Raw genomic sequence first — 24,361 nt, 5'->3', positions numbered from 1 at the left:
GATCAAGGCTTGCGCGATTTCGAAGAATGCAGCGTACTTATTCGTACGTGAAATTCTGAGAAATCGCGCGTAACGCAGATATTGGACTTTCTACGGTGCCATCATGGTTTAGGCTCCTTTTGTGCCGGGTAACTTTCTGAAAATCACGTAGCTTCGGTACAAATAGGTCACGGGCGCGCTCCAGATATGCACCAGCCGGGTAAAGGGCGAATAGGCCAGAAGAACAAAAGCGCTCAGGATATGCAGCTTGTAGGACACCGGCACCGGGGCCATGAGCGCGGGATTGGGGGCCAGCACAACGATGCTGCGGATCCAGGGGGCCACCGAGTAGAGAACGTCATAGTGGGTGAACACCACGTTGTAAAGCCCCAGCCCGGAGACGATCAGGAGCATGACCAGCAGCACCCAGTCATGAATCGTGGTGTTTGCAGAAATCCGGTCCTGGCGGGTGCGGCGCACCAGCAGCCAGATCACCCCGACAATCATGAGCACCCCGGCCACCAGGCCGGCCCAGTGGGCCATGAAATTATGGGCCGCGGCATTGACCCCGAAGACGTCATAAATGCGCTGGGGAATCAGCATGCCGCCGGCATGGCCCAGCAGGGTCAACAGCGCGCCCCAGTGAAATATGGTGATGCCACCCTTGAGGCTGTCTTTGTGGAGAAACTGGGAGGATGCCGCGTTCCAGCGCTTCCAGTCCGTGACATACCGCCAGGCATGGCCGAGGACAAAGATTGTCAGGGCGATATACGGAAACACGATAAAACCCAGAATATGCATAAATCCGCTCATCAGGCCCCCTTTTTGTATTGGTTTGAAACCGCTTCCAACAGTTCAGTTAAAACCTGAAAAATTGCTGCATACGGGCTTTGCATGGACTTGAGCCGTTCTGTGAGCATTTTTACGGTTTGCCGGTGCTCTGCGATCACCCATTGAAAATCGCCGTTTGTTGACTGGGACATGAGTTCAAGCACCATGGGCAGGTAATCGGGCAGATCCGTGCAGACCAGATCAAACCCGGCCTGTTCAAATGCCCGGGCAAACCGGGCCAGGGCCGGGCCCCGTTTTGCACCGTCCTTGTATTGATGATAAGTCAGGTTCATGCAGGTGTCGGGATTTAAGTCAAATGCCGCACAAAAGGCTTCCTGTAAGGCCAGGTGCGGGGTTTCGGTCAGGTATTGCAGAAATTTCCGGATATGGATGCGCCCGGGTTCAGCAAAAACCTGCTCGATCCCGGCGGCGGCCGCACGCAGGGATTCAAGGGTCTTTTCATCCGGAAACTGCAGCAGAAACGACAATGCCTTGATCTGTTTTTGAGCTGTTTCATCCATAATTTTACTCAAATCCTTTTTCACCTTGTGTCATTCGCATGTCCGCCTGGTCCGGGGTCGGGGCGGTTGGTAGCACAAACCGGTCCTTGTGCTTGCCAATGGCCAGCAGGTCATAGATTTCCAAAACCGTTGCCTCATCCAGTTTCCCATCCAGTCCGGCCTGGTCCAGTATACTTTTGTCCGGGGTTTTTTCCAGACGCAAAGAGCGCATGTAGGCCCGCAGGGCCATGAGATATTTCAAAGACCGTCGCACCGGGGCCTCATCACCGGCTGCCAGGAGATTGGCCAGGTATTTGACCGGAATGCGCATGTCTGAAAGCGCTTCATCGGGATTTTTGTTTTCCGTGCCCGTCTGAATGGGGCTTAAGGGCGGAACATACCAGACCATGGGAAGGGTTCTGTATTCCGGGTGAAGCGGCAGGGCCAGGCGCCATTTGCGCATGAGTTTATCTGTGGGCGATTTTTGGGCGGCCTTCAAAAACGCCTCGGAAATGCCCTGTTTTTCAGCTTCATCAAGCACTTTGGGATCATTGGGATCAAGCATCATGTCCACCAGGGCAGGATAGATCTCTTTGGGGTCGGCTGCAGATGCGGCCTGGGATATGCGCTCTGCGTCATAGAGGATCACGCCCACATACCGGATCCGGCCCACACAGGAGGCAGAGCACAGCGTGGTCATACCGCTTTCGGTTCTGGGATAGCAGAAGATGCATTTTTCCGAAGTGCCGGTTTTCCAGTTGAAATACACCTTTTTGTAGGGACATCCGGATACGCAGTAGCGCCAGCCCCGGCACCGGGCCTGATCCACCAGCACAATGCCGTCTTCATCCCTTTTGTAAAGCGCACCTGACGGACAAGAGGCCGCGCACGCCGGGTTTAAGCAGTGCTCGCACAGCCGGGGCAGATACAGCATAAAGGCCTGTTCAAATTCCAGGTATTTCTGCGCATCCAGGCCTGCAAAATTGGTGTCCGCGGCTCCGGTTTCACACACCCCGGCCAGGTCATCCTCCCAGTTGGGTCCCCACTGGATTTCCATGGAGTTGCCCGTGATCTGCGAGCGGGGCCGTATGGCGGGCTGGTGTTTTTTTACCGGGCTTGTGATAAGGCTGCCGTAATCATAATCCCATGGCTCGTAATAGGCGTCAATCTGCGGCAGATGGGGATTGTTGAAAATCCGGGCAAGCTTTGTGACCCGTCCGCCGGCTGCAAGGGCCAAACGGTTGTTTTCGGCCGTCCATCCGCCCTGGTAAATCCCCTGGTCCTCCCAGTTTTTTGGATACCCGATGCCGGGCTTGGTCTCCACGTTGTTAAACCACATGTATTCCGCGCCTGCCCGGCTGGTCCATACGTTTTTGCACGGAATACTGCAGGTGTGGCATCCGATGCATTTGTCCAGGTTCAACACCATGGTCATCTGGGCTTTAATCTTCATACCAGTCGATCTCCCCGGCCTTGCGGACCACGATCACCTCGTCGCGCTGGGCGCCGGTGGGTCCGTAGTAGTTGAAAAAATAGCTGAACTGGGCATACCCGCCAATCATGTGGGTGGGCTTGACCATGATCCGGGTGACACTGTTGTGGGTTCCGCCGCGCTGGCCGGAGCGCTTTGAGCCCGGCGTGTTGATCAGCCGCTCCTGAGCGTGATACATAAATGCCTTGCCCCGGGGAATCCGATGGCTCACAACGGCCCGGGCCATGACCACCCCGTTGATGTTAAAGCACTCCACCCAGTCGTTGTCGCAAACCCCGATGCCGGCGGCATCCTGGTTGTTGATCCAGATGGCCTCACCGCCCCGGAAAAGCGTGAGCATGACCAGGGTGTCCGAATAGGTGCTGTGGATGGACCACTTGGAATGCGGGGTGAGATAATTCAATATGATTTCCTTTCCCGGCTCCCGGGATACCCCAGCCGATCCCATGGCATCCATGTCCAGGGGCGGCCGGTAGACCGGCAGGTGCTCGCCGAATGCCAGCATCCATTCGTGATCCATGTAAAACTGGGCCCGGCCCGTGAGCGTGCGGAACGGCAGTTTTTCCTCGATGTTGATCACAAACGGGGAATAGCGCCGGCCTTCTGTTTCCAGGCCGCTCCAGGTGGGCGAGGTGATGATTTCTTTGGGCTGTGCGGTAATACTGTCAAAGGTGATTTTTTCGCCTTCGCGCTGCCGGCTTAAATGGGAAAGGGAAAGCCCGCTGGTTTTTTCCACGCCCTGCCAGGATTTGACAGCCGTGTGCCCGTTTGTCTCCGGGGCCAGGGCCAGAATGGCGCAGGCCACGTCATGTCCGGTTTCCAGGCGCGGCATGCCCTGGGTTAAGCCGGGTGTTGCAACGGTTCCCAGTTCGGACTTGAGTTCTTCGTATTCCGTGTCCGCCTTCCAGGACACGCCCTTAACCCCCATGCCTTTTTCCGCGGCCAGGGGGCCGAGAGCGGTCATCATGTTGTGGGTTTCGCCAAAATCCCTTGTCACCACCGTGAGATTGGGCAGATTTTTTCCGGCTGCAGGTGCTGTTTTTCCGTCCTTCCAGTCCTGAACATGCGGCTGGGCGATTTCTCCGGGCGAGTCATGGGCCAGGGCCGTGGCCACAAGGTCTTTCTGCCGGCCCAGGTGGGTTTTGGCCAAATCGGAGAATGTTTCCGCGATTGTTTTGAACTGATCCCAGTTGGTGCGGGTCTCCCAAGGCGGATCAATGGCCGGGTTAAACGGATGGATAAACGGGTGCATGTCTGTTGTGCTCAAATCATGCATCTCATACCAGGAAGCCGCCGGAAGGGCCACGTCCGAGTAAAGCGCGGATGTGGACATGCGCATCTCCATTGTCACCATGAGATCGAGCTTGCCTTCGGGCGCGGGGTCATGCCTCTGGATCTGTTCGGGCCGGTGCTGGCTTTCCGGGCCGGATACAGCGCTTTCCACGCCCAGCAGGTGCTTTAAGAAATACTCGTGTCCCTTGCCCGAGGCCCCGAGCAGGTTGGCCCGCCACAAAAACAGCACTCTGGGAAAGTTTTTCGGGTTGTCCGGGTCTTCAACCGCAAAGCAAAGATCACCGGATTTGATCTTTTCCGTGACAAAAGAAATGATCTCGTCATCTGTCTTCGCCCCCTGGTCTTCTGCCTGCCGGCACAAATCCAGGGGATTTTCGTTAAACTGGGGATAAGACGGCAGCCAGCCCAGCCGGGCGGCCATTGCGTTATAGTCTGCCGGGTGTTTTGAGGGCAATTTGTCTGCAAACATCGGTGATGCCAGGGCGCCGGCGTCCATGGCATCATAGCGCCACTGGCAGGTGGCGAAATAAAAAAACGAGGTGCCGTTTTGCTGTCTGGGCGGCCGCTTCCAGTCCAGGGCAAAGGCGAGCTGGGCCCAGGCGGATATGGGCCGGATTTTTTCCTGACCCACGTAATGGGCCCATCCCCCGCCGTTGACCCCCTGGCAGCCGCACAGGGTGGTCAGATTGATAATGGCCCGGTAGGTCATGTCACTGTGAAACCAGTGATTGGTGCCGGCCCCGAGAAAAATCATGGCCTTGCCCCGGGTTTTTTCGGCGGTTTCGGCAAACTCCCGGGCCACGCGGATTGCGTCTTTGGCGGGCACTCCGGTGATGGCCTCCTGCCAGGCCGGGGTGTAAGGTTTGGGGTCCTGGTAATCTGCGGGATAATCGGTTGTGTCTGCATCAGCGGGAAAGTTTGGGGCATTGTCCGGCATCAGGCCCAGGTTTGCGGCCATGAGGTCAAATACCGTGGTTACCCGGATTTCACCCTTATCTGTAGCAATTTTCCTTGCCGGCACATACCCGGTGCGGGAGCCTGCCCCGGTAAAGGCAAATATTGGAAACCGGGTTTTGCACCACTGTTGGCTGGACTGGGCAAAACTTAAGCAGGGATCGATCCGGGCATCTGTTTGGGCATCCACCTGATGCAGGTTCCAGCGGCCTTGCTCACCCCAGCGAAACCCGATGCCGCCGTTTGGTATAACGGGTTTGTCCGTTTGCCCATCCCAGCACATGGGCTTCCATTCGGCATTGTTCATGGAAATGCCCAGATCGGCGGCCCGCAGAAAACGGCCCGGAAGCCAGCCGTCTGCATCGTCTTTATCATCTGCATCCAGGCGCACCAGAAACGGCAGGTCCGTGTAGGACTTGGCGTATTGGGTGAAATACTCAGAAGCCCGGTCCAGGTAAAACTCCTTGAAAATCACGTGGGCCATGGCCATTGCCAGGGCCCCGTCGGTTCCGGCCCGGGCCGGCAGCCAGGAGTCTGCGAACTTGACGTATTCCGCGTAATCCGGGGCCACTGCGGCCACGCACGTGCCGTGGTAGCGGGCTTCGGTGAAAAAATGCGCATCCGGGGTCCGGGTCATGGGCAGGTTGGTGCCCCAGACAATCATGTAGGCGGACTCATACCAGTCCGCGCTTTCAGGCACGTCTGTCTGATCGCCCCAGATCTGCGGCGAGGCCGGGGGAAGGTCCGCATACCAGTCATAAAAGCTGATCATGGACCCGCCGATCAATGACAGAAACCGGGCGCCAGAGGCGTAGCAGACCATGGACATGGCCGGAATGGGGGTAAACCCGAACACCCGGTCCGGGCCGTATTTTTTAATGGTGTGCACCAGGGCCGCGGCCACAAGCGTTGCGGCCTCGTTCCAGGACACCCGGACAAGTCCGCCCTTGCCCCGGACCTTCTGATAGGCTTTGACCTTTTCCGGGTCATCTGCGATTGAGCGCCAGGCATAGACCGGGTCTTTATGTTCTTCTAAGGCTTTTCGCCACATGTCCGCCAGGGCCGAGCGGATATAGGGGTATTTGAGCCGCACCGGGCTGTAGGTATACCAGGAAAAAGTGGCGCCCCTGGGACATCCCCGGGGCTCATGGTCGGGCATGGCCGCACCGCAGCCCGGGTAATCGGTTGCCTGCACCTCCCAGACGATCACGCCGTTTTTCACATGCACGTCCCAGGCGCATGATCCGGTGCAGTTGACCCCGTGGGTGGTGCGCACGGTTTTGTCATGCTGCCAGCGGGAGCGGTAAAAATCCTCCCATTCCCGCTGGCCGCAGCGCACGGCCGCATGGCCGCCGACAAAAGATTCCTCTTTGCATGAACCGTCTTTGGGTTTGGGTCGCAGAAACCGAAGAGAAAGAAAAGGGTTGTCCCGGGACATGAATCCCTCCGTTGGAAAAAAGTGATTTGTGCAAATGACCGCCCGTGAAGGCCGGGGCTTGCAGGGTGTTTTCGTATTCGTTTTTGCAAACCCTTCAAATATGTCTTATCAAGTAAATATATGGGCAGATTTCAATACATCAAACACTTACCCGATCCTGCTTTTTTGTATCCCGGACATTCGGCCATTTCCTTGACTTAAATCAAGGCGGCGGCATTTGTCTGCCTGGTATGGTTTAAAAAACGCCAACCCGCAACCCACAGGAGGAACGATCATGGCTGAAATCAAAAACATTCTCTGGCCCACGGATTTTTCCGAAAACGCTGCCAGCGCCCTGCCCTTTGTGACATCTTTGTCTGAAAAATACGGGGCTGGGGTCCACATCCTCTACGTGTTAAAGGAATACGTGGAGTTCGGTGCGGCATACGGAGATACGGACCCCCAGGCGGACTTCGAGCGCATGCGGCAGTGGGAAAAAAATACCGCGGAAAAACGCCTGGATGAAATCTGCGATAATTTTCTATCCTCCTGCCCGCTGTATTTCCGGCACACCGCGGTGGGTGATCCGGCCAAGAAAATCCTGGAGTTCATGGAAAACCAGGACATTGACGTGGTGGTCATGGCCAGCCAGGGCCGGGAAAGCCACTTTGATTTCGGCTCCGTGGCCGAGCGCGTGCTCAAATGCACCACCGTGCCCGTGTTCATGGTCCCGGCGCACAGGCGAGAAGCCTGAAGCCCCAAGGCTTCAGGCTTGCAGGAAATTTATCTGGCCGGTTATCATCTGAAAAGACGACGATTCGGAAAAAACGCCTTTAGCCGGTCTTTAAAAGCAAAGCCCAGGTAAACGAGGATGCCGGCAAGTATGGTGGCAAAGCCGAAGACCACGCCGATGGGCCGGCTCTGGATCATGTAATAGATGATCCACAGATGGCCGGCGATGAAAAACAGGGGAGTAAACGGATAGCCGATGGTGCGGTAAATCCCGGAAAGATCCGGCCGGATTTTCCGGATGCGGATCATACCGATGACCGTGAACATGGCAAAAAGGGAAAGTGTAAAGCCGATATAGGTCAAAAGCGCGTCAAAGGCCGCAGTGATGACCATGAAACATGCAATTGCCGCCTGCAGAACAATCGAGCAGGCGGGCGTTCTGCGCTCCGGATTGACCCTGGCCAGCCTGGTGAAAAACACCCCGTCCCTGGACATGGCATAATATATTCTGGGCCCGGTCATGATCATGGCGCTTACCGCGGAAAGGATTCCCAGGGCCACGGCAATGCTTAAATACCGACTGACGCCTTTTCCAAAAAGAAATTCTGCCGATTTTGCGCCCACGTCAATGGCGCCCGCCATTTGATCCGCAGGCATGGAGTAGACAAACACCGCGTTTAACAATAGATAAAGTCCTGTCACCGCCAGGGATCCCACCGTCAGGGACAGGGGGATATTTCTTTTGGGTTCCTTGATTTCCCCGCCCAGATAAGCCGAAGCGTTCCAGCCGCTGTAGGCGAAAAATACAAAAATCAGGGAGGCGGCAAAGGGTTCGGCTGAAAAGGCCGACAGCCCGCCCTGCCCCCGGAAATTTTCCACAGAGCCGCTTCCGAAGACAAATCCCGCGATGATAAAAAAAAGCATAAGGCCAAAATTTGCTATGGTCAGCACGTTTTGTATCCGGCCGCCGGTGACAACGCTGTGATAATGAAGCAGGCTAAACAGGATAATTGCTGCCACGGCCGTGATATTCACCACGGAAAGAGTTGCCGCCTGGAAGCCGAAAACCGTTATCGGTATTTTCCAGGCGGCATCAAGTCCCAGAGCGGAATAAAAATAGGTGGAAAAGGCAATAGCCGCCGCGGCAATAGGGGCTGAAAAACCCACGATAAGCGAAATCCAGCCCGAAAGAAACCCCATCATCCGGCCGAAGCTTTCCCGGAGAAACACGTATTCCCCGCCGGCGCGCGGAAATTTCGCCCCGAGCTCGCCGTAGCACAGCGCACCGCACAGGGCAAAAATCCCGCCGCAAATCCAGCATAAAATAAGAATTACCGGATCGCCGAGTTCCTCCATGATAAAGCCCGAGGTGGTGAAAATTCCCGTGCCCACCATGTTGGAAACAACCAGCACAGTGGCGGTAAAAGCGCCCACCTGCCGCAGAAGGTCCCCGTTGCCGTCAATCGCGTTTTTCATGCCTTACCGCCGGTTTTTCTGAAAAAGCAGAATCCTGAAAAACAGATTCTTTTCATTTTGATTCTCCTTGATGCCTTGTTCATTTTCACGAAGGATTTGGTTATTTCATGAAGTCTCCCACGTATACCAAGTGTTCAAAAGGGAATTCTTCGCCTTCTGTCTTTTTTTGGATCGTTGCAAGAGTACCTGAAATTCGGTATTCTTTTTCCTTGTAACCCGCATAAAAGACGATCGAAACAGGCGTATCTTCAGGGTAGTAACGCTTTAATTTTTCCACAATGTCTTCAAACGCGGTATGCATGGTAAATATGACCAGGGTGGGCTGGTGCTCTGCCACCTTGTCAATATCCCTGTAATGGGTCAGCACCGCTGAACTCGTCTTCTCCCCTGACATTATGTCTTTTCCAAAGTTGGCGTTTGCGGCGTTTAAGCAGCTTACCCCCGGCACGATTTCGGGTTTCAGATCTTCGAGAGCTTCCAGATACCACCTGTAGGGACCCCCGTAAATCATCAGGTCTCCGTGGCCCAGTACCGATAAAGTTTTTCCTTCATCTACGGCCTTTCTGATTTTTTTCTCCAGATTTTTCCTGAGCTTTTGATCACTGATACACTTTTCCCGTTTTTCCCTGTCTGCGATTTCACTGCAGTCCTGATCCCAGGTGCGCCATTGGTCAAAAGCGCCCTCCCAGACAATTTTTCCCTCCAGGTATTCTCCAAATTCTTTCTCCACCCTTGGGCGGCATATGATGATATCCGATCCCCTGATCCTTTCAATTGCCCGGACCGTAATCAAATCCGGGTCTCCGACCCCGACGCTGACCAGCCGGAACGGCCGGCCGCGTTTTTTTTCGGCCGCAAAGCCGGATGCCTGGAGAATGCAGAAAACAAGGAATGCAGAAAGACAGAAAATACAGATGGTAAACAGGGATCTCTTTTTTACAAGCGCACCATACATGTTAATTTGCTCCTTTTTTAAGTTGTCCGTAAACAAGGTTGATGGCGCCGTAAAAAGTTCAAGATCAAGGCTTGCGCGATTGCGAGAAATGCAGCGTACTTAGCCGTACGTGAAATTCTGAGGAATCGCGCGTAACGCAGATGTTGGACTGTTACGGTGCCATCAAGGTTGATGCAGAAAATTTTTTGATACCGCTCACTGCAAGTCTTTCTGTGCTTTAATATTTAAAAGAAAATGCAGCCCCCATGGTCCGGTCAACCGCCGGCTCTCCGCTTGAATTGATGTAATCCCTGTCAAACAGGTTTTTCACATAAACCTTAAGCATGCCACTTTTAATGCTACGCCACTGATCAAAGAGGCGTTGTTCAACTCCGAGGTCAAACACGTGAAAGGCGTCAACCTCGGTTTCCCGGAATTCGTATATATCCTCGGCCACTTCGATGGCCTCAACGGCTACCTGGTCATCCTGGCATTCATAGTCAAGGATCAGGCGCGTACCCTGGCGAACATGCCAGATAAGACTGGCGTTTGCCCTGTGTTCGGGCCGGTTGCTCAGTTCCTCCTCTCCTGCGGGCTCATCTCCCTGGTTGTCAAAGTGCTGATAAGCATATCCCAATATGAAATCCAGATCCCGGGAAAGGCTTCCGTTGAGCTGAACCTCTAAACCCTGGCGGATGACTTCTTCCAGGTTGATCTTATAATCCATGAACTCTTTTCCAGGCTCAACCGGGTTACCGCTTGCCGGGGTGTATTGGGCAAAATCCCGGTTATAAGAAATAAAATCCTTTATCCGGTAGTATGAGTAGTTGAGCTGAAGATTGATATCACCGGCAAGTCTTCTGGATAGTATGGCATCGTAGCCGGTGCCGTGCTCAGGCTCCAGCCAGGCGCCTGTGGGCTTTCCCTGGGGATTGTAATCGCCGTGGTAATCCGGGGCCCGCCAGATGCGGCTGATACCTGCTGATACCGAGGTGTCTCTCAGCCAGTCGGCATGATCATCGAGTTCGTAGGTAAGAAAACTTTTGGGCGACCAGTCGGACCAGTTGCGCTCGATCCATTTGTCTTCTCCTGAAATCCATGTGCCGCCGTTGTTGTTTGAGTTGTCCACGTTGATGGTGACATCTTCGTAGCGGGCGCCGGCGGTCATGTTCAGTCGCTGGGTGATCTGCCATTCGTGCCGGGCAAATCCCGAAATGATTTCAATTCGTTTTTTATAGGACTCATCGTCACTGGCATCATAGTTTTGTGCCAGATCTGCTCCAATGGTGGTTACATGGCCTTCGCCCAGGGAGAATTCATTGGCAACCTTTGCTCCCTGCTGTTTCCAGTGCGTTTTCCAGGAGCCGGAGTTCAGATCAGCATGATCCCTGGTTTCCTCGCCGTAATAGGCGCCTGCCGACCAGGTGCCCAGGGGCGTGGGAATTTTGCTGTTTAGCCTGTAATAGGTTGCGGTTTTGTCCCAGGTGGGATTTTGGTCGTAATAAAGGTCACGTCCGCTTTGTTTTTCCCTGACCGGATAGTCCGGGTCATAATCGCTGGCCGGATCATCCGGATCGTTTACCACGGGCCTTTGCCGGTCAGCATCGGTATATGAGGCCTGAAATGTAACATATCCGTTGTTTGGCAGTATGTATCCCAGACGGCCGAAAACCGTGTCAATATCCGCCTCGTGATTTCTCAGATACCCGTCGGTTGCGTATTTCTGATAGCCCAGATCATAAATGGCGCTGCCCGCCCCTCCGCTGGCAGACAGGCTGTGGTTCTGGGTGCCGTAGTCGCCGTAGCTGGCGGAAAAGACAAGATCCGGTTTTGCTTCTTCATAGCGCCTGGGCGTTTTGGAAATAAAATTGACGGCTCCGCCGATGCTTTTGCCAGGGTAAAGGGCGGAATGCGGACCGGGCATAACCTCCACGGATTCTATAAGAAAAGGCGGAAGCAGGGCGTAATCCACGATATTGCTCCCTCTCCGGCCTCCGGTTTTGCGTATTGTAACCCCGTCCATTGCACTGACAAACCGGTTGCCGTCAAAACCCCGCAGGTAAAAGGTGTCGCTGTCGGGCACAAGCTCTGAGCCGCCCCTGTAGTTCATGATGGGCAGGTCTTTGATAAAATCCGAGACATTCTGCGGTATGCCCGCTCCATGGTAATGCTCGGTATTGATTATGGTTTTGCCGGGTTCAGTAACAATCTGCGGCTTTGTCTTCTTTTCCTTGACCACCATGGTATCGAGTTCTTCCACATTCTCTTCGGCATCTGCCCGGCATAAAAAAAATACCGGCGATAAGATTGCAGCGATGATGATGATCCCGGTCCAGCGGGCGATTTTTCTGCGCATCCATTTCTCTCCTTTCCATTTTTCAGTTTCAGGATATGCCCGTGGACGCGGTAAAGCATTGAAGCGGCGGGTATTTGCTGCTATAAAAAAAATGCTTCCCGTTTCACGGGAGGTTTGCCAAAGGGGGCAGCCGCATGGGCCTGGCCGGGCTCGGCTGCCCCCTTATTCAAATACCGGAATTTGATACAAGCCGGAGTTGTTTTGTAAGGGGTTATTGCGCCAGTCTTTGAATGGCGGCTTTTGCATCCTTTTTATGGTTTTCAAATTCAGCCGCCTTTTTAAAATACTGCAAAGCAGCGTCCGTGTCTTGCGCCTCCCAGGCCGCGTATCCGGCCATGAGCCAGGCGCGGCTTTCCTGCCTTCCTTTGTTTCGCGCAGCCGCGCTGTATGCCGCGGCCGCATCCCCGAATCTGTCCAGGCTGTAGAGAAGATCAGCTTTGAGCATCATTAACGCCGGATCATTTTGATGTCCCTGAAACTCCCTGATGGCCTCCAGGGCTTCTTTTGGCTTTCCAAGCTGTCTTAATGCAGCCGTCAGGCTTTTCAGCACGGACTTGTCCTGATCTTTTTTTAAAAACACCCTGTAGTGCGGGACTGCTTTAACCGGTACCCCGGCCTGGAGAGCAAGATCGCCCAGGAGCTTTTTTTCCCGCTTTGAAAGCGGGGTCAGGTAGCTGTAAATTGTCATGGCCGTTAATGCCTGATCGTAGTCGTTTTGAGACAATGCCGTGTGTGCCAGGGCCTTCCACCATTTGGGCAGGGTGGGGGCCTGCATTGTCAGCTCAAGGGCGTATTTTCTGGCTGTATCCTGCATGCCCAGTTCAACATACTGATGCAGCAGTATTTCCTGCCACTGGATCTGCTTGTCTCCAGTGTATTTTTCCGCCAGGCGCTTTACGTGGGGCAAAGCCTGCCTGTTTTGGCCTGCGGAAAGAAAGGCGTGCACCAGATTTTCACGCCACCGGGGTTTGATCTCGTCGGGATGGGCTTGCAAAAGATTTTCAAACAGGTCCAGAGATTGTTTTGCAGCGCCGCCTGCAAGAAGGCTGACCGCCGCGTAATAAAGGTGTGCGGCATTGTTTCTGTCTTCTGATGCATAGGCTCTTTCAAAATTTTCAGCCGCTTTTGTGTAGTTTTCCTGTTCATGGAATATCCGGGCCAGATTGACCAGACAATTGGTGTGCCCGGGGTCGCGTTTTAAGGCCTGCTGGTATGCATGTCTGGCTTTTTCCGGATTTTCCATGGCATAATGGATGTTTCCGAGCATGAAATAGATCTCGGGGTGATGATATCCCCTGGGATCTGCGGCATCCGGATCCGGATCCCTGGTCTCGGAACGGGCCTGAAATTTTTTGATTTTTTCAAGGGCCTTTTCGTGGCTTTCCTTATCCATCAGCCAATAGGCCTCTGAGAGCACCATCTGCGCAGCAGCTGGCGGGCCTTGTGAGCATAATGCCGCCTCCGGCTTCATGCAGGAAAGCACCAGGGCAATAACAAGGATGGTGCAAAATTTTGAAAGAAATCCAGGCATAGGGTCTTTTAATCCAGTTCAAACCTGATGGTGGTTTCCGCCACGGTTTTTACTTTGACGCCCGCCACAGTGCCCGGCTTAAAGCGCCACCTTGAAACGCAGTTGCGCACCGTCTTATCAAAAACCCCATCGGGTTCCTGTTCCAGTATGGTCACCTCCCTGACCCGGCCCTGCTTGTCCACCACAAACCGAACCTTTACCCATCCCTCGATGTCTCTGCGTTTTGCCCGCATCGGGTATGTCGGGGGAATGCGGGAAACCGCAGTCAACGGCCGGTCAAGTTCCCCTGCCGAAAACATGTCTTTGGGGGAATAAGCCTGGGGCGTTGTCATCTCCGGCAGTTCCAGGGAGTCCGGACCCGCGGGCAGCCTGGGATTGATGTCAAAAGGCACGGTCATTTCCGGCCGCGCGATTTTTTTTGCAACAGCCTCTTTTTTCGGATCCGGCTTTTCTTCTTCCTTTTCTTCTTCCTTTTCTTTTTCTTCTTCTTTTGGCTCTGGTTCAGGATCCTCCGGCTCCTGCATGCGGATCACGTTTATCCCCGAGGCGATCTTTTTGTAGGTTTTTATTTCAGGATCGGCTTCAAGCAGGTAGGGCACCAGGGCGAAGATTGCCAGGTTCAGGGCTGCCGCCGCTGCTGCAGCCATTGCCCATGCCCCGCGTCTTCGCCTGAAAAGCACTCTGAAATAGGAATTTTCGGGTTCTTTTCCCCTCATTTACGCCCCGCCCGGAACATCTGCCGCCAAAGAAACATTTTCCGCCCCCGCCCGCCTGCATCCGTCCATTACCTTGATAGCGGTTCCCGTGCTACTTGCCCTGTCGGCCACCACAACCACGGCGCCTTCGGGATTTTCAGCCAGGGCACGCTCTATGTTTGCCCGAACAGCGCGCACGTCTATCTCCTGGTTTTCCATGAAAACCCGGTTGTCCTCGTCGATTGCGATAAGAATGGAGGCGTCTTCTTTGCTGACAGCGGTTGTGGCTGTGGGGCGGCTGACGTCTATTCCTGTCTCTTTTACAAAGCTGGTGGTCACAATGAAAAAAATCAGCAGGATGAAAACCATGTCGATCAGGGGCGCAATATTAAGCTCCCGGGTGGTATTTCTGTTCCGCCTTGCAGATGTAATATTGATCATGAGATTCTCTTTTGGGCCTTTTTATAAATGTCTGCGCAGATAGTAGCCGATGACAGCGGTGCGCTGCTTTAATTTCTGCGCCCTTCGCTCTAAAAAACCCTTCATGTACATTCCGGGGATAGCCACCAGCAGCCCGGTTTGGGTTGTGATCAGGGCCTCTGAAATTCCCCCGGCCATGGCCCTAGCATTTCCGGTGCCAAACACGGCGATTACGTCAAATGTGACGATCATTCCGATAACCGTTCCCAAAAGCCCCATTAAGGGCGCTGATGCAGCCAGGGCGCCGATGGTGGCAAGATGGTCGTCCATGGACCGGTTGATCTTCAATACGGTTTCATCGAGTATGAACCGGTCCAGGACCGGATCGCCGCTTCTGCTGCGTATAAACTCTGCCACGAGCACCGAAATGGCTCCCTGGTAGTGGGCCGGATCCGGCATCCGGTTTTCTGATATATGCGCCCAGGCCGCTTTCGAACTCATGTTTTTGCGATAAAGCCGCCTGAAGTGCAGGACCCGGTCTATTATCAGCAGCCACATAACCAGACTTAAAGCCGCCAGCGGAAACATTACAATTCCGCCGCTTTCAAAATACTGGCTCATCCGGTACAGGGCTGTGAACAGGTCCTGGATCATTTCTGCCGGTTTTCCCCGCTGTTGTGTTCATGCCCCCCGCGGCTCTTGTGGGCCATGTTGACCAGGGCCACCGCGTTTTGCTCCATTTCCCCGATATCTTTTTCCACCGCCCGGTTAAGCCAGGTATGGGCCATGAGCATAGGTATGGCAACGGCCAGTCCCAGCATGGTTGTTACAAGGGCCTCGGAGATTCCGCCGGACATGATGCGCGGATCACCGGTGCCGTGGGTGGTGATCACGTGGAAAGTGTTAATCATGCCGGTAACTGTGCCCAAAAGCCCCAGAAGCGGGGCAATGGCCGCCAGCATGCCCAGGGTGGACAAAAATCTTTCCATGGGCGGGATTTCCCTTAAGATCGCCTCCTGCAGGGCGTTTTCCATTTCTTCCCTGGGCATGTGGCAGCAGTCAAGGCCCGCGCTGATAACACGCGGAAGCGGCTTTGTCCCGTGGCCGTCGCAGGCCTGCCTGCATTTTTCAAACCTGCCCTGTTTTACCAGTTCTTTAATGGAGCGCATGAAACCTTCTGCATCAAACCTTCTGCGCAGCAGAAAAATGGTTCTTTCGGCGATAATAAGAAGTCCCAGGCCCAGCAGAAACAGGATCGGCCATACAATGGGGCCGCCCTCCGAGATCTGCTCTGAAAGGCTTAACTCATGGGTTAGCTGGCGCAAAGCGCCTCCCCGGGTGATATCCATGGGCACGGCCATGGACTTGCCGTCCATGTAGTCGTTGATTTTTCGCTGCATTCCCCCCGGCGGAAGGCTGGACAGGGCAAAGAGCTGCCCGCTGCCGGGAGAATGTTTCAGAAAACCGGTTTCCTGGTCAGTCCTGTATGCTGCTGTAAAATTGCCTATGAGCAGTATCCCGGCCCTGGATTCCTCTCCTGAGCGGTCAATAATGGTGCCGCCTTTAACCCGGACGTTTCCGGACAGCCGGACCTGTTTGTAAAGGACTTCTGCCATCATCCGGATATCTTCCATGCCCGGAAATTTGCGCTTTTCTGCGATGCTTTCAAGAAGTGCCCGCGCCCCGGGCGCCAGGGGGTTTTGGAGGCTGCCTTCTGCAAGACCAGTGATATCGTCTGCATTGGCCTTTATTGTTCCCGCCAGTTCACTTACAATCCTGTCTGTTTCAGCCAGCTCGCTGTCAAGTTCCTTTTCCCTGGCGGAAAATGCTTCCATGTCTTTTTCCAGGGAGGCGATGTTTTCCTCCTGTTGTTGGGTTTCTTTCTCCAAACCGGCAATGGCCTGTTTGAGGCTCTTTCTGTTTTTCGTGATTTCCTGCCGGGTTTGCCCGGCTTCTTGTTCAGCGGCCCTTTTTTCCTGTTTTGCCTGATTTTCAAGCTTCTGTCTCTGCATGCGGGCCTTTATCTGCAGCTCGCGCATGTCCTGCTGGGCAAAAACAGGGGCGCAGGAAAAAAAGACACAGGCGGCAGTAAATACAGTCAGAATCTTTTTTTTCATTTTACCACCATCCTTCCCAGCGGCAGAGTGAGCAGTTCGGCCGGCTGCCGTTGGGCGGCGATGTCAATGGCTGCGGCAATATTGCTGTTGTGTGTCGCAGGCAGCTTTTCCCATCGGTTTTCCGCCGCATTGAACCAGCCGCATTCCTCCTGGTCCATGGTCTGGTAAAACAGGCTGATTCTTCCCAGGCGAAAAATATTTGCCCTGAGGCTGCGGCCGTCCACCTCAATGCTTTTTTGATAGGCCTCAATGGTGTTTCCGTATTCAGCCTCCACCAACAGGGCTTCCATGACCCTGCGGTATTTTTCGCTCACTGATTTGCCGGGATCTGCCATCAATTCCCCGATCCGGTCCAGTCTTTTTTCCCGCTCCGCTGCAAGAAAGGGCAAATCGTTTTCAACCACCTCTTCGAGCCTGTCTGCGGTCTGCAAGATAAAGGGTTCGATGTCTTCGGTGATCTGCTCTATATCTGCGAGCTTTTTTTCCTTACCGGCAATCCGCTTCTCAGCAGCAGCCTTTTTTTTCTCCAAAAGCGCCCGCTCTTTTTCCAGCCGTGTTTTTTTGTCCTGAAGCCGGTCATAAGCAGCGGTCAGTTCCTGTTTTTCTTCCTGCCACTGTTCGCGTTCTTTCTGGGTCTGTTTGCGGGTCTGCACTGACTCGAAGACGTTGCTGCGCACCTTTTCGCCGGTATCGCCGCCTTCCGCGGTTTGCGCGGGGCAGGTGCCGGCAAGAAACAAGGCCAGGAAAACGCCAGCCAGTATCGCCGTAAATTTCAATTTCATGATCAAGCTCCTGATCCCGTCATTTTATATTTTCAAATATGATGGAAAAGTGAAAAGCCCAATATCTGCGATGCGCCGCATTCCTGCGACACAAAAAAAAGCCACGAGGACAGATACAGGTCTTTTCTCCTGTGTCAGCCTTCGTGGCTTTTGTGTACTTTTCTGCATTTGTACACGCCCCGGGCCTGCACAAATGATGCTGTTTTTAAAAAACGCTTTATGGAAATGCTTCTGATTTCCGATTGTTTTAAAGAAATAGGCATAGTCAAAAGTTCCCGTTGCTGTCAAGACAAATCTCTTCAGGGCGCAACAGCCAAATAAAAAATCCCGGATCGCTTAAACGATCCGGGATTTCCCTTTTTTATCCGCAGATTGATTCCGGGGCACAACCTTGCCAGCACAGTCAAACCCCTTGCATCTGTTCAGGCAGGTCTTCTGGCTCACGGATCAATCTACCGGCTGCGCCTTCCCGATCTTATTGACCAGTGGCATTGTGCAGCTTTCGTCCCCGTTTACAGCGGCGGGCCCGTCCCCGATTCACACGGGGTTCCCTGTTCGGCTTTGTTAAAAGCACCCGGACAGATCAAATTTTAAGTATATGTTTATAATAATACAAAAAACGCATTGTCAAGGGGAATCGTTTCCCTTTGCCCTTTCCGGCCCACAAGCGGTCGTTTCCGAACTGCGCGCCCGGCGTCACGAACAGATGCCAACGCGGCTGTGCTTGTGATCACCTTGCATTTTTGTCCTCCTTTGGTTTACAAGGAGAGTAACGATCACACAATTGAAATAAGATGGCGCCATCGAAAAACTTATTCTTTACGAAACTGTCAAATAAAGCCGGGGACTGAAAACAAAGTAAACGGGATCAAATGATTTCCTTTTTGAATGCGGAATATTTACAGGAATTTACAACTACGCAATGCGCGTTACCTGTTAAATGACCAGGTGAGGAGTGCCCATGGAACAGGAATCTTCTTTGCTTCCGCTGGTAGAAAAATTCTTTGAGCACGATACGGCTGCCGCTGCGCGCAGCCTGGCGAGAATGACCGAAGAAGAGGCGGTTGAAGTTCTGGGTGCGCTGCCGGCGCCGCTGGCCGTGCGTGCCGTTCGCCATCTGCAGGTCGGGTACACGGCAGCGCTGCTAAAAGACGCAGAACCGGCTATATTCCGGGAAATTGCATCGTCTCTGGATCCCCAGCTGGCTGCAACCATTTTCATGCATCTACCCAATGAGGCCCGGGAGCGCCTGCTCGAACATATACCCGGAAAGCTCAAAAAACAGATCCAGGAACTTCTCACCTATCCCGAGGACAGCGTCGGACGGCTCATGACCACGGATTTCCTTTCCTTTCACAAGGAGGTTACCGCCCGGGAGGCCGTCGAAAAGATCCGCTCTCTTGCCAGAAAACGGCTGCCCGCTTCTTATGGCTATGTCGTGGATGAAGAAGAACGCCTCGTTGGCGTAATGAACATGCGGGATCTGATGCTGGCTTCTCCCGAACAGCCCCTGGAATCGATGATGCGGACAAACGTATTTTCGATCCATGCCTTTGTTGACAGGGAACAGGCGGGCAACGAGCTGTCCAAAAGAAGATATTTTGCAGCCCCGATTGTTGACAGCGAAAACCATATGCTGGGCATCATCAAGGCCGAACAGCTGATCCATGGCATTCAGGACGAGGCCACAGAGGACTTCCAGCGGATGTTTGGCGCCGGAGCCGATGAACGGCCCTTTTCACCAATTCTTTTTTCTCTGAAAAAACGTCTGCCCTGGCTGCACGTAAACCTGGCCACGGCCTTTCTGGCGGCCGCCGTGGTGGCCATGTTTGAGGGCCTGATCGCCAGGCTCACCATCCTGGCGGTTTTTCTTCCTGTGGTGGCCGGTCAGGGCGGCAACGCCGGCGCCCAGTCCCTGGCTGTGGTGATGCGGGGATTGGTCATGCGCGAGATTCCGGGCAACAAGGTTTCAAAGCTGATCCTGAAGGAAGGGGCACTATGTGCGGCAAGCGGCGTGGTTATCGGCCTGGTCACGGCAATGGTGGCCTGGGTCTGGAACGGCAACCCTTTCCTGGGCCTGGTCATCGGCCTGGGGATGTTTTTCAACCTGGTGCTTGCCGGGCTGTCCGGTGCTGCAATCCCAGTGCTGATGAAAAAGCTGGGACTTGATCCGGCACAGTGCTCCAGCATCATCCTGACTACTGTGACCGACGTGATGGGATTTCTGATTTTCCTGGGCCTGGCCGCCGCATTTCAGGCGCAGCTGATTTAGGCAAACATGGATTCCGCATAGCCGGGATTCACCATATATCAATACCGCCTCAACTATGCATAAAATTTTTCCCATTGACAGGCACGCGCCTGCATAATAGTATCTGCGTAATTGCTTAATCAAATGGAGGATGGATGCCAACTGCGGAAAATGCTGCGCGGATATTCAAGGTTTTGTCTGTGGACACGCGCGTGCGGATGATCGATCTGCTCAAAACCCGCACCCTGTGTGTCAATGCAATGGCCAAATCACTGAACATCTCGCCAGCGGCCGTGTCCCAGCATTTGCGGATACTGCGGGACGCAGACATCGTGATCGGCGAAAAACGCGGTTATTTCGTCCACTACCGGGTCAATGAAGAAACATTGGCCAAATGGCATAAAACCGCAAACCATCTGCTGGACCCAAGCCCGGCCAAACCCTTTATCATCGCCGGGTCATTAAAAAATTCAAATTCAGACAAAGGAGGTCAGTCATGAGTCAAGACAACAATTGCTGCCAAAACCCAGAACTCTTAAAAAACGCACCCGAAAAATGCACGAACGAACAGATTCGCATCTGCCACGGAGACGTTGAGAACCACGCCTGCACGTGCAATTCCCCGAAGCAGGAAAAAAATGAAAAATAAGCTTTAGGCGCTGCTGCCATGAACATCTCTGTTGCCCTGTTTGGGGCCATATTTTTCATCTCGTTTCTGCTCACCATGGTGGGGCTGGGAGGCGGACTGATATTTTCCCCGCTTTTTGTGATTTTGGGATTTACAAAAAGCGCTGCGGCTTCCGCCTCCCTGTTTTTAAACCTGGTGGCGGCCGGATCAGCGGCCTATGCCTACGCACGCAAAAAAATGGTGGATTTTTCCCTGTCCATCCCTTTGATCGTATCCTCGGCCCTGGCCGCACCCGTGGGCTCCTTTTTAAATGTCCGCATCGCCCTTGGCCCGTTTCTTCTGGTCATGGCCGCAGTGCTGGCTGCAGCCGGCCTTCGCATGCTGTTTTCCCCGCAGGGGCAAGACGAAGAAAGCTATTTGGCGCCATGGAAAAAAATGGCCGGCGGTATTGTCATCGGCGCGTGCATCGGCCTTCTGGGCGGACTTCTGGGAATCGGCGGGGGCGTTTTTGTGGTGCCGCTTTTAATTTACGTACTCAAAACCCCCACCAAAATTGCAGCGGCATCATCGACGTTTATCGTGTGCTTTTCTTCGCTCACGGGCTTTTTGGGCTATGTGTCCATGGAAGCCATCAATTGGTGGTTTATCCTGCCTGCGGCAGTTGCCTCTTTTGCCGGGGGCCAGGCCGGAGCCAGGCTGATGAGCACCCGGCTGAAGGGAAAAACCATCCGGGTTTTGTTCAGCCTGGTGCTGTTTGCCCTGTGTGCCAGGCTCTTGCACCAGTACTTTGCATAGCCGAAAGGAAGCATGATGTCCGAGACTTTCAGATTCAACCGCATGGAGCTTGCAGGGTCCCTGGGGGATCTGGGCACACTTCTGCCCATTGCCATTGCCATGGTGCTTGTAAACGGGCTCGACCCCCTGGGCCTGTTTTTGAGCATCGGGATTTTTTTCATCCTCTCAGGGATCTATTTCGGTATCACGGTGCCGGTCCAACCCATGAAGGTCATCGGCGCCTATGCCATTGCCACATCGCTTAGCGCAGACCAGATTCTTGCCTCGTCTCTTCTCATGGGGGTTTTTCTTTTGATCGTCGGGGTGACCGGGGCAATTGATCTGATCCGAAAAGCCACGCCGCAGTCGGTCATCCGGGGGGTTCAGCTTTCCACGGGTGCGCTTCTGATTTCCGGCGGCATCAAGTTCATCATCGGAACATCACGGTTCCAGGAAATCCACGACGCAGTGGAGCCATACCTGGCCTTCCAGACCATTGGTCCGGTTCCGATCAGCTTGATCATCGGCGGTATCGCCGCAGTTATAACCCTTCTTTTGCTGGACAACAAAAAATTCCCAGCAGGCCTGATCGTTGTGGCCGGCGGCCTTGCAGCCGGCCTGGCCCTGGGGGCAAGAGTGGATTTCGGAAATGGCGGAATCGGGTTTCACGTGCCGGAGTTGTTTGCCTTCGGACTGCCGGGAAAGGTTGATTTCACATTTGCCCTATTTGCCCTGGTTCTGCCCCAGCTTCCCATGAGCCTGGGCAATGCGGTGCTTGCATATACGGATCTTTCCAGGGAGTATTTCGGAGAGCGATCCAAAAAGGTAACCAACCGGAGGGCCTGCATCAGTATGGCACTCGCCAATTTCATGAGCTTCTGCCTGGGCGGGATGCCGCTTTGCCACGGTGCTGGCGGACTGGCCGCGCATTACCGGTTCGGGGCGCGGACAGCCGGCTCTAACCTGATGATCGGCCTGATCTTTGCCGTGCTGGCGCTCGTGCTGGGCGAAAACATCATCAGCGTGCTGAACCTGCTGCCCATGGCCATTTTAGGCGTTTTGCTGGTGTTTGCCGGATCTCAGCTCAGCCTGACCATTATGGATCTTACCAGCCGTAAGGATTATTTCGTGGCCACCCTGATTCTGGGTATTACCCTGGCATCTAACCTGGCTGTCGGTTTTATTGCCGGGATGGTCGTGGCTTGGATACTGAAGTGGGACAGACTATCGGTTTAGGTCAAATCATGTGTTGTAAAAAAGATATAGATGACATACTCGGACAGGTGCAATTGTGTAAAAGTACCGGGCATATGCGACGGCTGCTGGATACAGCCATGCAATGCCAAAATTGCCGGGAAACCATACAGACCTACGGAGAAAGCATATACAATTGCAGATGCCGCAATAATTTTCGTATGGAACTTCAAAAAATGCTTTTCTCAATCCAAAGAAACGATTGATTTTTTCAGCCGGCAAAGCAGGAACAAATGCATCCATCCATTCTTGTTGAAAATCTTTCCAAGCGTTTTGAAAATGTGGCGGCGCTCTCAGAGGTTTCTTTTTCCGTGGGCAGGGGCGAACTATTTGGCTTTTTGGGGCCCAATGGCGCGGGCAAGACCACCACGATCAATATGTTAACCGGCCTGGCCCGCCCGGACACGGGCACAATCCGGATTGCGGGAATTGACTGCACACAGAAAAACCGGCAGGCCCAGCATTTGATCGGTGTGGTCCCGGATGAAAGCAATCTGTATCCCGAGCTTTCGGGTTTTGACAATCTTTGCTTCTGTGCCGCACTATACGGAATGGCAAAGCCGGACAGGCAGCGTCGGGCACGTGAGCTGCTGGCCGACTTCGGCCTTAAAGACGCGGCAGACCGTCGGTTTTCCGGATATTCCAAGGGCATGAAGCGCAAGCTCACCATTGCCGCAGGCATTATACACCAGCCGGAAATTCTTTTTTTAGACGAGCCCACCACCGGCATTGATGTTGCCAGCGCCCGGCATCTGCGTCAGTTAATAGACGACCTGCACCAGGGCGGCACCACCATATTTCTGACCACTCATTACATCGAAGAAGCCGAGCGACTTTGCGACCGCATTGCCTTTATCGTCGCAGGCCGCATCGTGGAAATCAGCAGCGTGGCTGACCTGCTCCAGCCCCTGCAGGCAAAACACGTGGTGGAAATTGCCTGCGAAAACCCGAATGACGGCATAACTGACCGGCTTTCCGGAGCCTTTGCCGGATTGGCGTTTTCATCCCCGAAACAGGGCCTCATCCGGGTGGAGGCGGACAAACCGGTCAAGGCCGGCGCAATTGTCCATTTTCTGGAAGAACAGGGATTTGAAGTGTCAGAGGCAAAAAAAATCAAACCGTCTCTGGAGGAGGTTTTTGTCCGGATCACCGGCATTGAGGCCAATGCCCTGGAAAACGGGAATCAAAAGGGAAACCGTATGAAATGAAAGCCTGGACTGCTTTTTTCAATATCGTTTTAAAAGACATGCGGACCTATTACCTAAAACCGCCCAATATCAGCTGGGGACTTATTTTCCCCCTGGCCTGGACAGGCATGTTTTTCATAAAATCAGGAAGCGGTCTTGGCACCATCCCCACGCTGCTGCCGGCAGTGGTGGCCGTATCCATCCTGTTTGGCACCACCTCCATGCTGGCTGTGACCGTAACCTTTGAAAAAAAGCAGCGCTCCTTTGAACGGCTGCTGCTGGCCCCGATTTCCCTGGAACTGCTGATGCTGGCCAAAACCGGCGGAGCCATTTTGTTTGGCACGGCAAACGCTTTTGTGCCGGTGATCATGGCCGCCTTTTTAATGGACATGTCCGAAGTGGTCTGGGCCGCATTTGTGCCGGCTGTGGTCATGATCGCCGTGGCATCCACATTTCTGGGGCTTTTTATTGCCGTGGCCGTCAGCGAGGTATTCGAGGCCCAGACCTTTTCCAACTTTTTCCGGTTTCCCATGATTTTTCTCTGCGGCCTGTTTTTCCCCATCGCGCATCTGCCATTTTTTTTAAAGCCCGTCTCCTACGTCCTGCCCCTGACCTACGGGGCGGACGTGCTCCACGGGGCCGTGCACGGAGCCCACATCATGCCCTATTGGCTGGATCTGTCCATACTGGCGGCCTTCTGCATCGGGCTGTTTATGTTGAGCCTTCGCAATATCAAAAAACACTGGATTGCCTGAACC

Annotated in this window: 22 protein-coding genes and 1 riboswitch; of the genes, 8 read left to right on the top strand and 14 right to left on the bottom strand. The window is 53.9% G+C overall.

All coding sequences use genetic code 11. The annotated features are described in order from the left end of the window. Window positions 1-108 precede the first annotated feature (108 nt). From narI to HNR65_RS12515, 4 genes are read right to left on the bottom strand one after another with little or no spacing between them, the layout of a single operon-like run. The gene (gene narI, locus HNR65_RS12530) at window positions 109-792 is read right to left on the bottom strand and encodes a respiratory nitrate reductase subunit gamma (RefSeq protein ID WP_232364761.1); all 684 of its coding nucleotides are present in this window, start codon (window positions 790-792) and stop codon (window positions 109-111) included. Continuing rightward, entirely contained in the window at window positions 792-1,331 is a 540-nt protein-coding gene (narJ, locus tag HNR65_RS12525; protein WP_181551856.1) for a nitrate reductase molybdenum cofactor assembly chaperone, read from the bottom strand. Before narJ ends, narI begins: the two co-directional genes overlap by 1 nt. 4 nt (window positions 1,332-1,335) lie before the next feature. Further along, window positions 1,336-2,763, bottom strand: coding sequence for a nitrate reductase subunit beta (gene narH / locus HNR65_RS12520; protein ID WP_181551855.1), 1,428 nt, complete (start codon window positions 2,761-2,763; stop codon window positions 1,336-1,338). Next, complete coding sequence (locus tag HNR65_RS12515; RefSeq protein ID WP_181551854.1) at window positions 2,753-6,487, bottom strand: nitrate reductase subunit alpha; 3,735 nt, start codon at window positions 6,485-6,487, stop codon at window positions 2,753-2,755. Before HNR65_RS12515 ends, narH begins: the two co-directional genes overlap by 11 nt. A gap of 274 nt (window positions 6,488-6,761) precedes the next feature. Here HNR65_RS12515 and HNR65_RS12510 point away from each other — a divergent pair, with 274 nt between their 5' ends. Continuing rightward, the gene (locus tag HNR65_RS12510) at window positions 6,762-7,220 is read left to right on the top strand and encodes a universal stress protein (protein ID WP_181551853.1); all 459 of its coding nucleotides are present in this window, start codon (window positions 6,762-6,764) and stop codon (window positions 7,218-7,220) included. Window positions 7,221-7,264: 44 nt separating this feature from the next. Here the strand turns inward: HNR65_RS12510 and HNR65_RS12505 are convergent, their stop codons facing one another. The 10 genes from HNR65_RS12505 to HNR65_RS12460 form a co-directional block, all read right to left on the bottom strand. Continuing rightward, complete coding sequence (locus HNR65_RS12505; protein ID WP_181551852.1) at window positions 7,265-8,674, bottom strand: APC family permease; 1,410 nt, start codon at window positions 8,672-8,674, stop codon at window positions 7,265-7,267. 100 nt (window positions 8,675-8,774) lie between these two features. Then, window positions 8,775-9,629 carry an SAM-dependent methyltransferase gene (locus tag HNR65_RS12500; RefSeq protein WP_181551851.1) on the bottom strand — a complete coding sequence of 285 codons (855 nt, stop codon included), beginning with the start codon at window positions 9,627-9,629 and terminating at the stop codon, window positions 8,775-8,777. Between the two features lie 217 nt (window positions 9,630-9,846). Next, complete coding sequence (locus HNR65_RS12495; RefSeq protein ID WP_181551850.1) at window positions 9,847-11,964, bottom strand: TonB-dependent receptor; 2,118 nt, start codon at window positions 11,962-11,964, stop codon at window positions 9,847-9,849. 211 nt (window positions 11,965-12,175) lie between these two features. Further along, window positions 12,176-13,495, bottom strand: coding sequence for a tetratricopeptide repeat protein (locus HNR65_RS12490; protein ID WP_181551849.1), 1,320 nt, complete (start codon window positions 13,493-13,495; stop codon window positions 12,176-12,178). A gap of 8 nt (window positions 13,496-13,503) precedes the next feature. After that, window positions 13,504-14,211: an energy transducer TonB gene (locus HNR65_RS12485; RefSeq protein ID WP_181551848.1), complete on the bottom strand. Its 708-nt coding sequence runs from the start codon at window positions 14,209-14,211 to the stop codon at window positions 13,504-13,506. Continuing rightward, window positions 14,212-14,631 carry an ExbD/TolR family protein gene (locus HNR65_RS12480; protein ID WP_181551847.1) on the bottom strand — a complete coding sequence of 140 codons (420 nt, stop codon included), beginning with the start codon at window positions 14,629-14,631 and terminating at the stop codon, window positions 14,212-14,214. A gap of 21 nt (window positions 14,632-14,652) precedes the next feature. Beyond that, window positions 14,653-15,264: a MotA/TolQ/ExbB proton channel family protein gene (locus HNR65_RS12475; protein WP_232364760.1), complete on the bottom strand. Its 612-nt coding sequence runs from the start codon at window positions 15,262-15,264 to the stop codon at window positions 14,653-14,655. Continuing rightward, window positions 15,261-16,727 carry a MotA/TolQ/ExbB proton channel family protein gene (locus HNR65_RS12470; RefSeq protein ID WP_181551846.1) on the bottom strand — a complete coding sequence of 489 codons (1,467 nt, stop codon included), beginning with the start codon at window positions 16,725-16,727 and terminating at the stop codon, window positions 15,261-15,263. Before HNR65_RS12470 ends, HNR65_RS12475 begins: the two co-directional genes overlap by 4 nt. Beyond that, complete coding sequence (locus tag HNR65_RS12465) at window positions 16,724-17,509, bottom strand: DUF3450 domain-containing protein (protein WP_181551845.1); 786 nt, start codon at window positions 17,507-17,509, stop codon at window positions 16,724-16,726. The genes HNR65_RS12470 and HNR65_RS12465 overlap by 4 nt, the downstream gene beginning before the upstream one ends. 24 nt (window positions 17,510-17,533) lie before the next feature. After that, window positions 17,534-17,797 (bottom strand): hypothetical protein, encoded by a 264-nt coding sequence (locus HNR65_RS12460; RefSeq protein ID WP_181551844.1) that lies wholly within the window; start codon window positions 17,795-17,797, stop codon window positions 17,534-17,536. A 120-nt stretch (window positions 17,798-17,917) separates the two neighbouring features. Then, a riboswitch (cobalamin riboswitch) is annotated at window positions 17,918-18,102 on the bottom strand. A 368-nt stretch (window positions 18,103-18,470) separates the two neighbouring features. On the opposite strand from HNR65_RS12460, the gene mgtE reads away from it, so the two are divergent. The 7 genes from mgtE to HNR65_RS12425 all read left to right on the top strand — a co-directional run bounded on the left by mgtE (window position 18,471) and on the right by HNR65_RS12425 (window position 24,358). After that, entirely contained in the window at window positions 18,471-19,781 is a 1,311-nt protein-coding gene (mgtE, locus tag HNR65_RS12455) for a magnesium transporter (protein WP_181551843.1), read from the top strand. Window positions 19,782-19,915: 134 nt separating this feature from the next. Beyond that, window positions 19,916-20,260, top strand: coding sequence for an ArsR/SmtB family transcription factor (locus HNR65_RS12450; RefSeq protein ID WP_181551842.1), 345 nt, complete (start codon window positions 19,916-19,918; stop codon window positions 20,258-20,260). Then, window positions 20,257-20,409, top strand: a complete 153-nt coding sequence (locus HNR65_RS12445; protein ID WP_181551841.1) for a hypothetical protein — start codon at window positions 20,257-20,259, stop codon at window positions 20,407-20,409. The genes HNR65_RS12450 and HNR65_RS12445 overlap by 4 nt, the downstream gene beginning before the upstream one ends. Window positions 20,410-20,427: 18 nt before the next feature. Further along, window positions 20,428-21,183 carry a sulfite exporter TauE/SafE family protein gene (locus tag HNR65_RS12440; protein WP_181551840.1) on the top strand — a complete coding sequence of 252 codons (756 nt, stop codon included), beginning with the start codon at window positions 20,428-20,430 and terminating at the stop codon, window positions 21,181-21,183. A gap of 12 nt (window positions 21,184-21,195) precedes the next feature. Continuing rightward, the gene (locus HNR65_RS12435; protein WP_232364759.1) at window positions 21,196-22,398 is read left to right on the top strand and encodes a putative sulfate/molybdate transporter; all 1,203 of its coding nucleotides are present in this window, start codon (window positions 21,196-21,198) and stop codon (window positions 22,396-22,398) included. Window positions 22,399-22,649: 251 nt separating this feature from the next. Next, entirely contained in the window at window positions 22,650-23,624 is a 975-nt protein-coding gene (locus tag HNR65_RS12430) for an ABC transporter ATP-binding protein (RefSeq protein WP_181551839.1), read from the top strand. After that, a complete protein-coding gene (locus HNR65_RS12425; RefSeq protein WP_181551838.1) occupies window positions 23,621-24,358 on the top strand; it encodes an ABC transporter permease in 738 nt (245 codons plus the stop codon). The genes HNR65_RS12430 and HNR65_RS12425 overlap by 4 nt, the downstream gene beginning before the upstream one ends. The last annotated feature ends 3 nt before the right edge of the window (window positions 24,359-24,361 follow it).

Source organism: Desulfosalsimonas propionicica (genome assembly GCF_013761005.1).
GTDB classification, from domain to species: Bacteria; Desulfobacterota; Desulfobacteria; order Desulfobacterales; family Desulfosalsimonadaceae; genus Desulfosalsimonas; species Desulfosalsimonas propionicica.
This window is presented reverse-complemented; position numbering and strand designations above follow the sequence as displayed.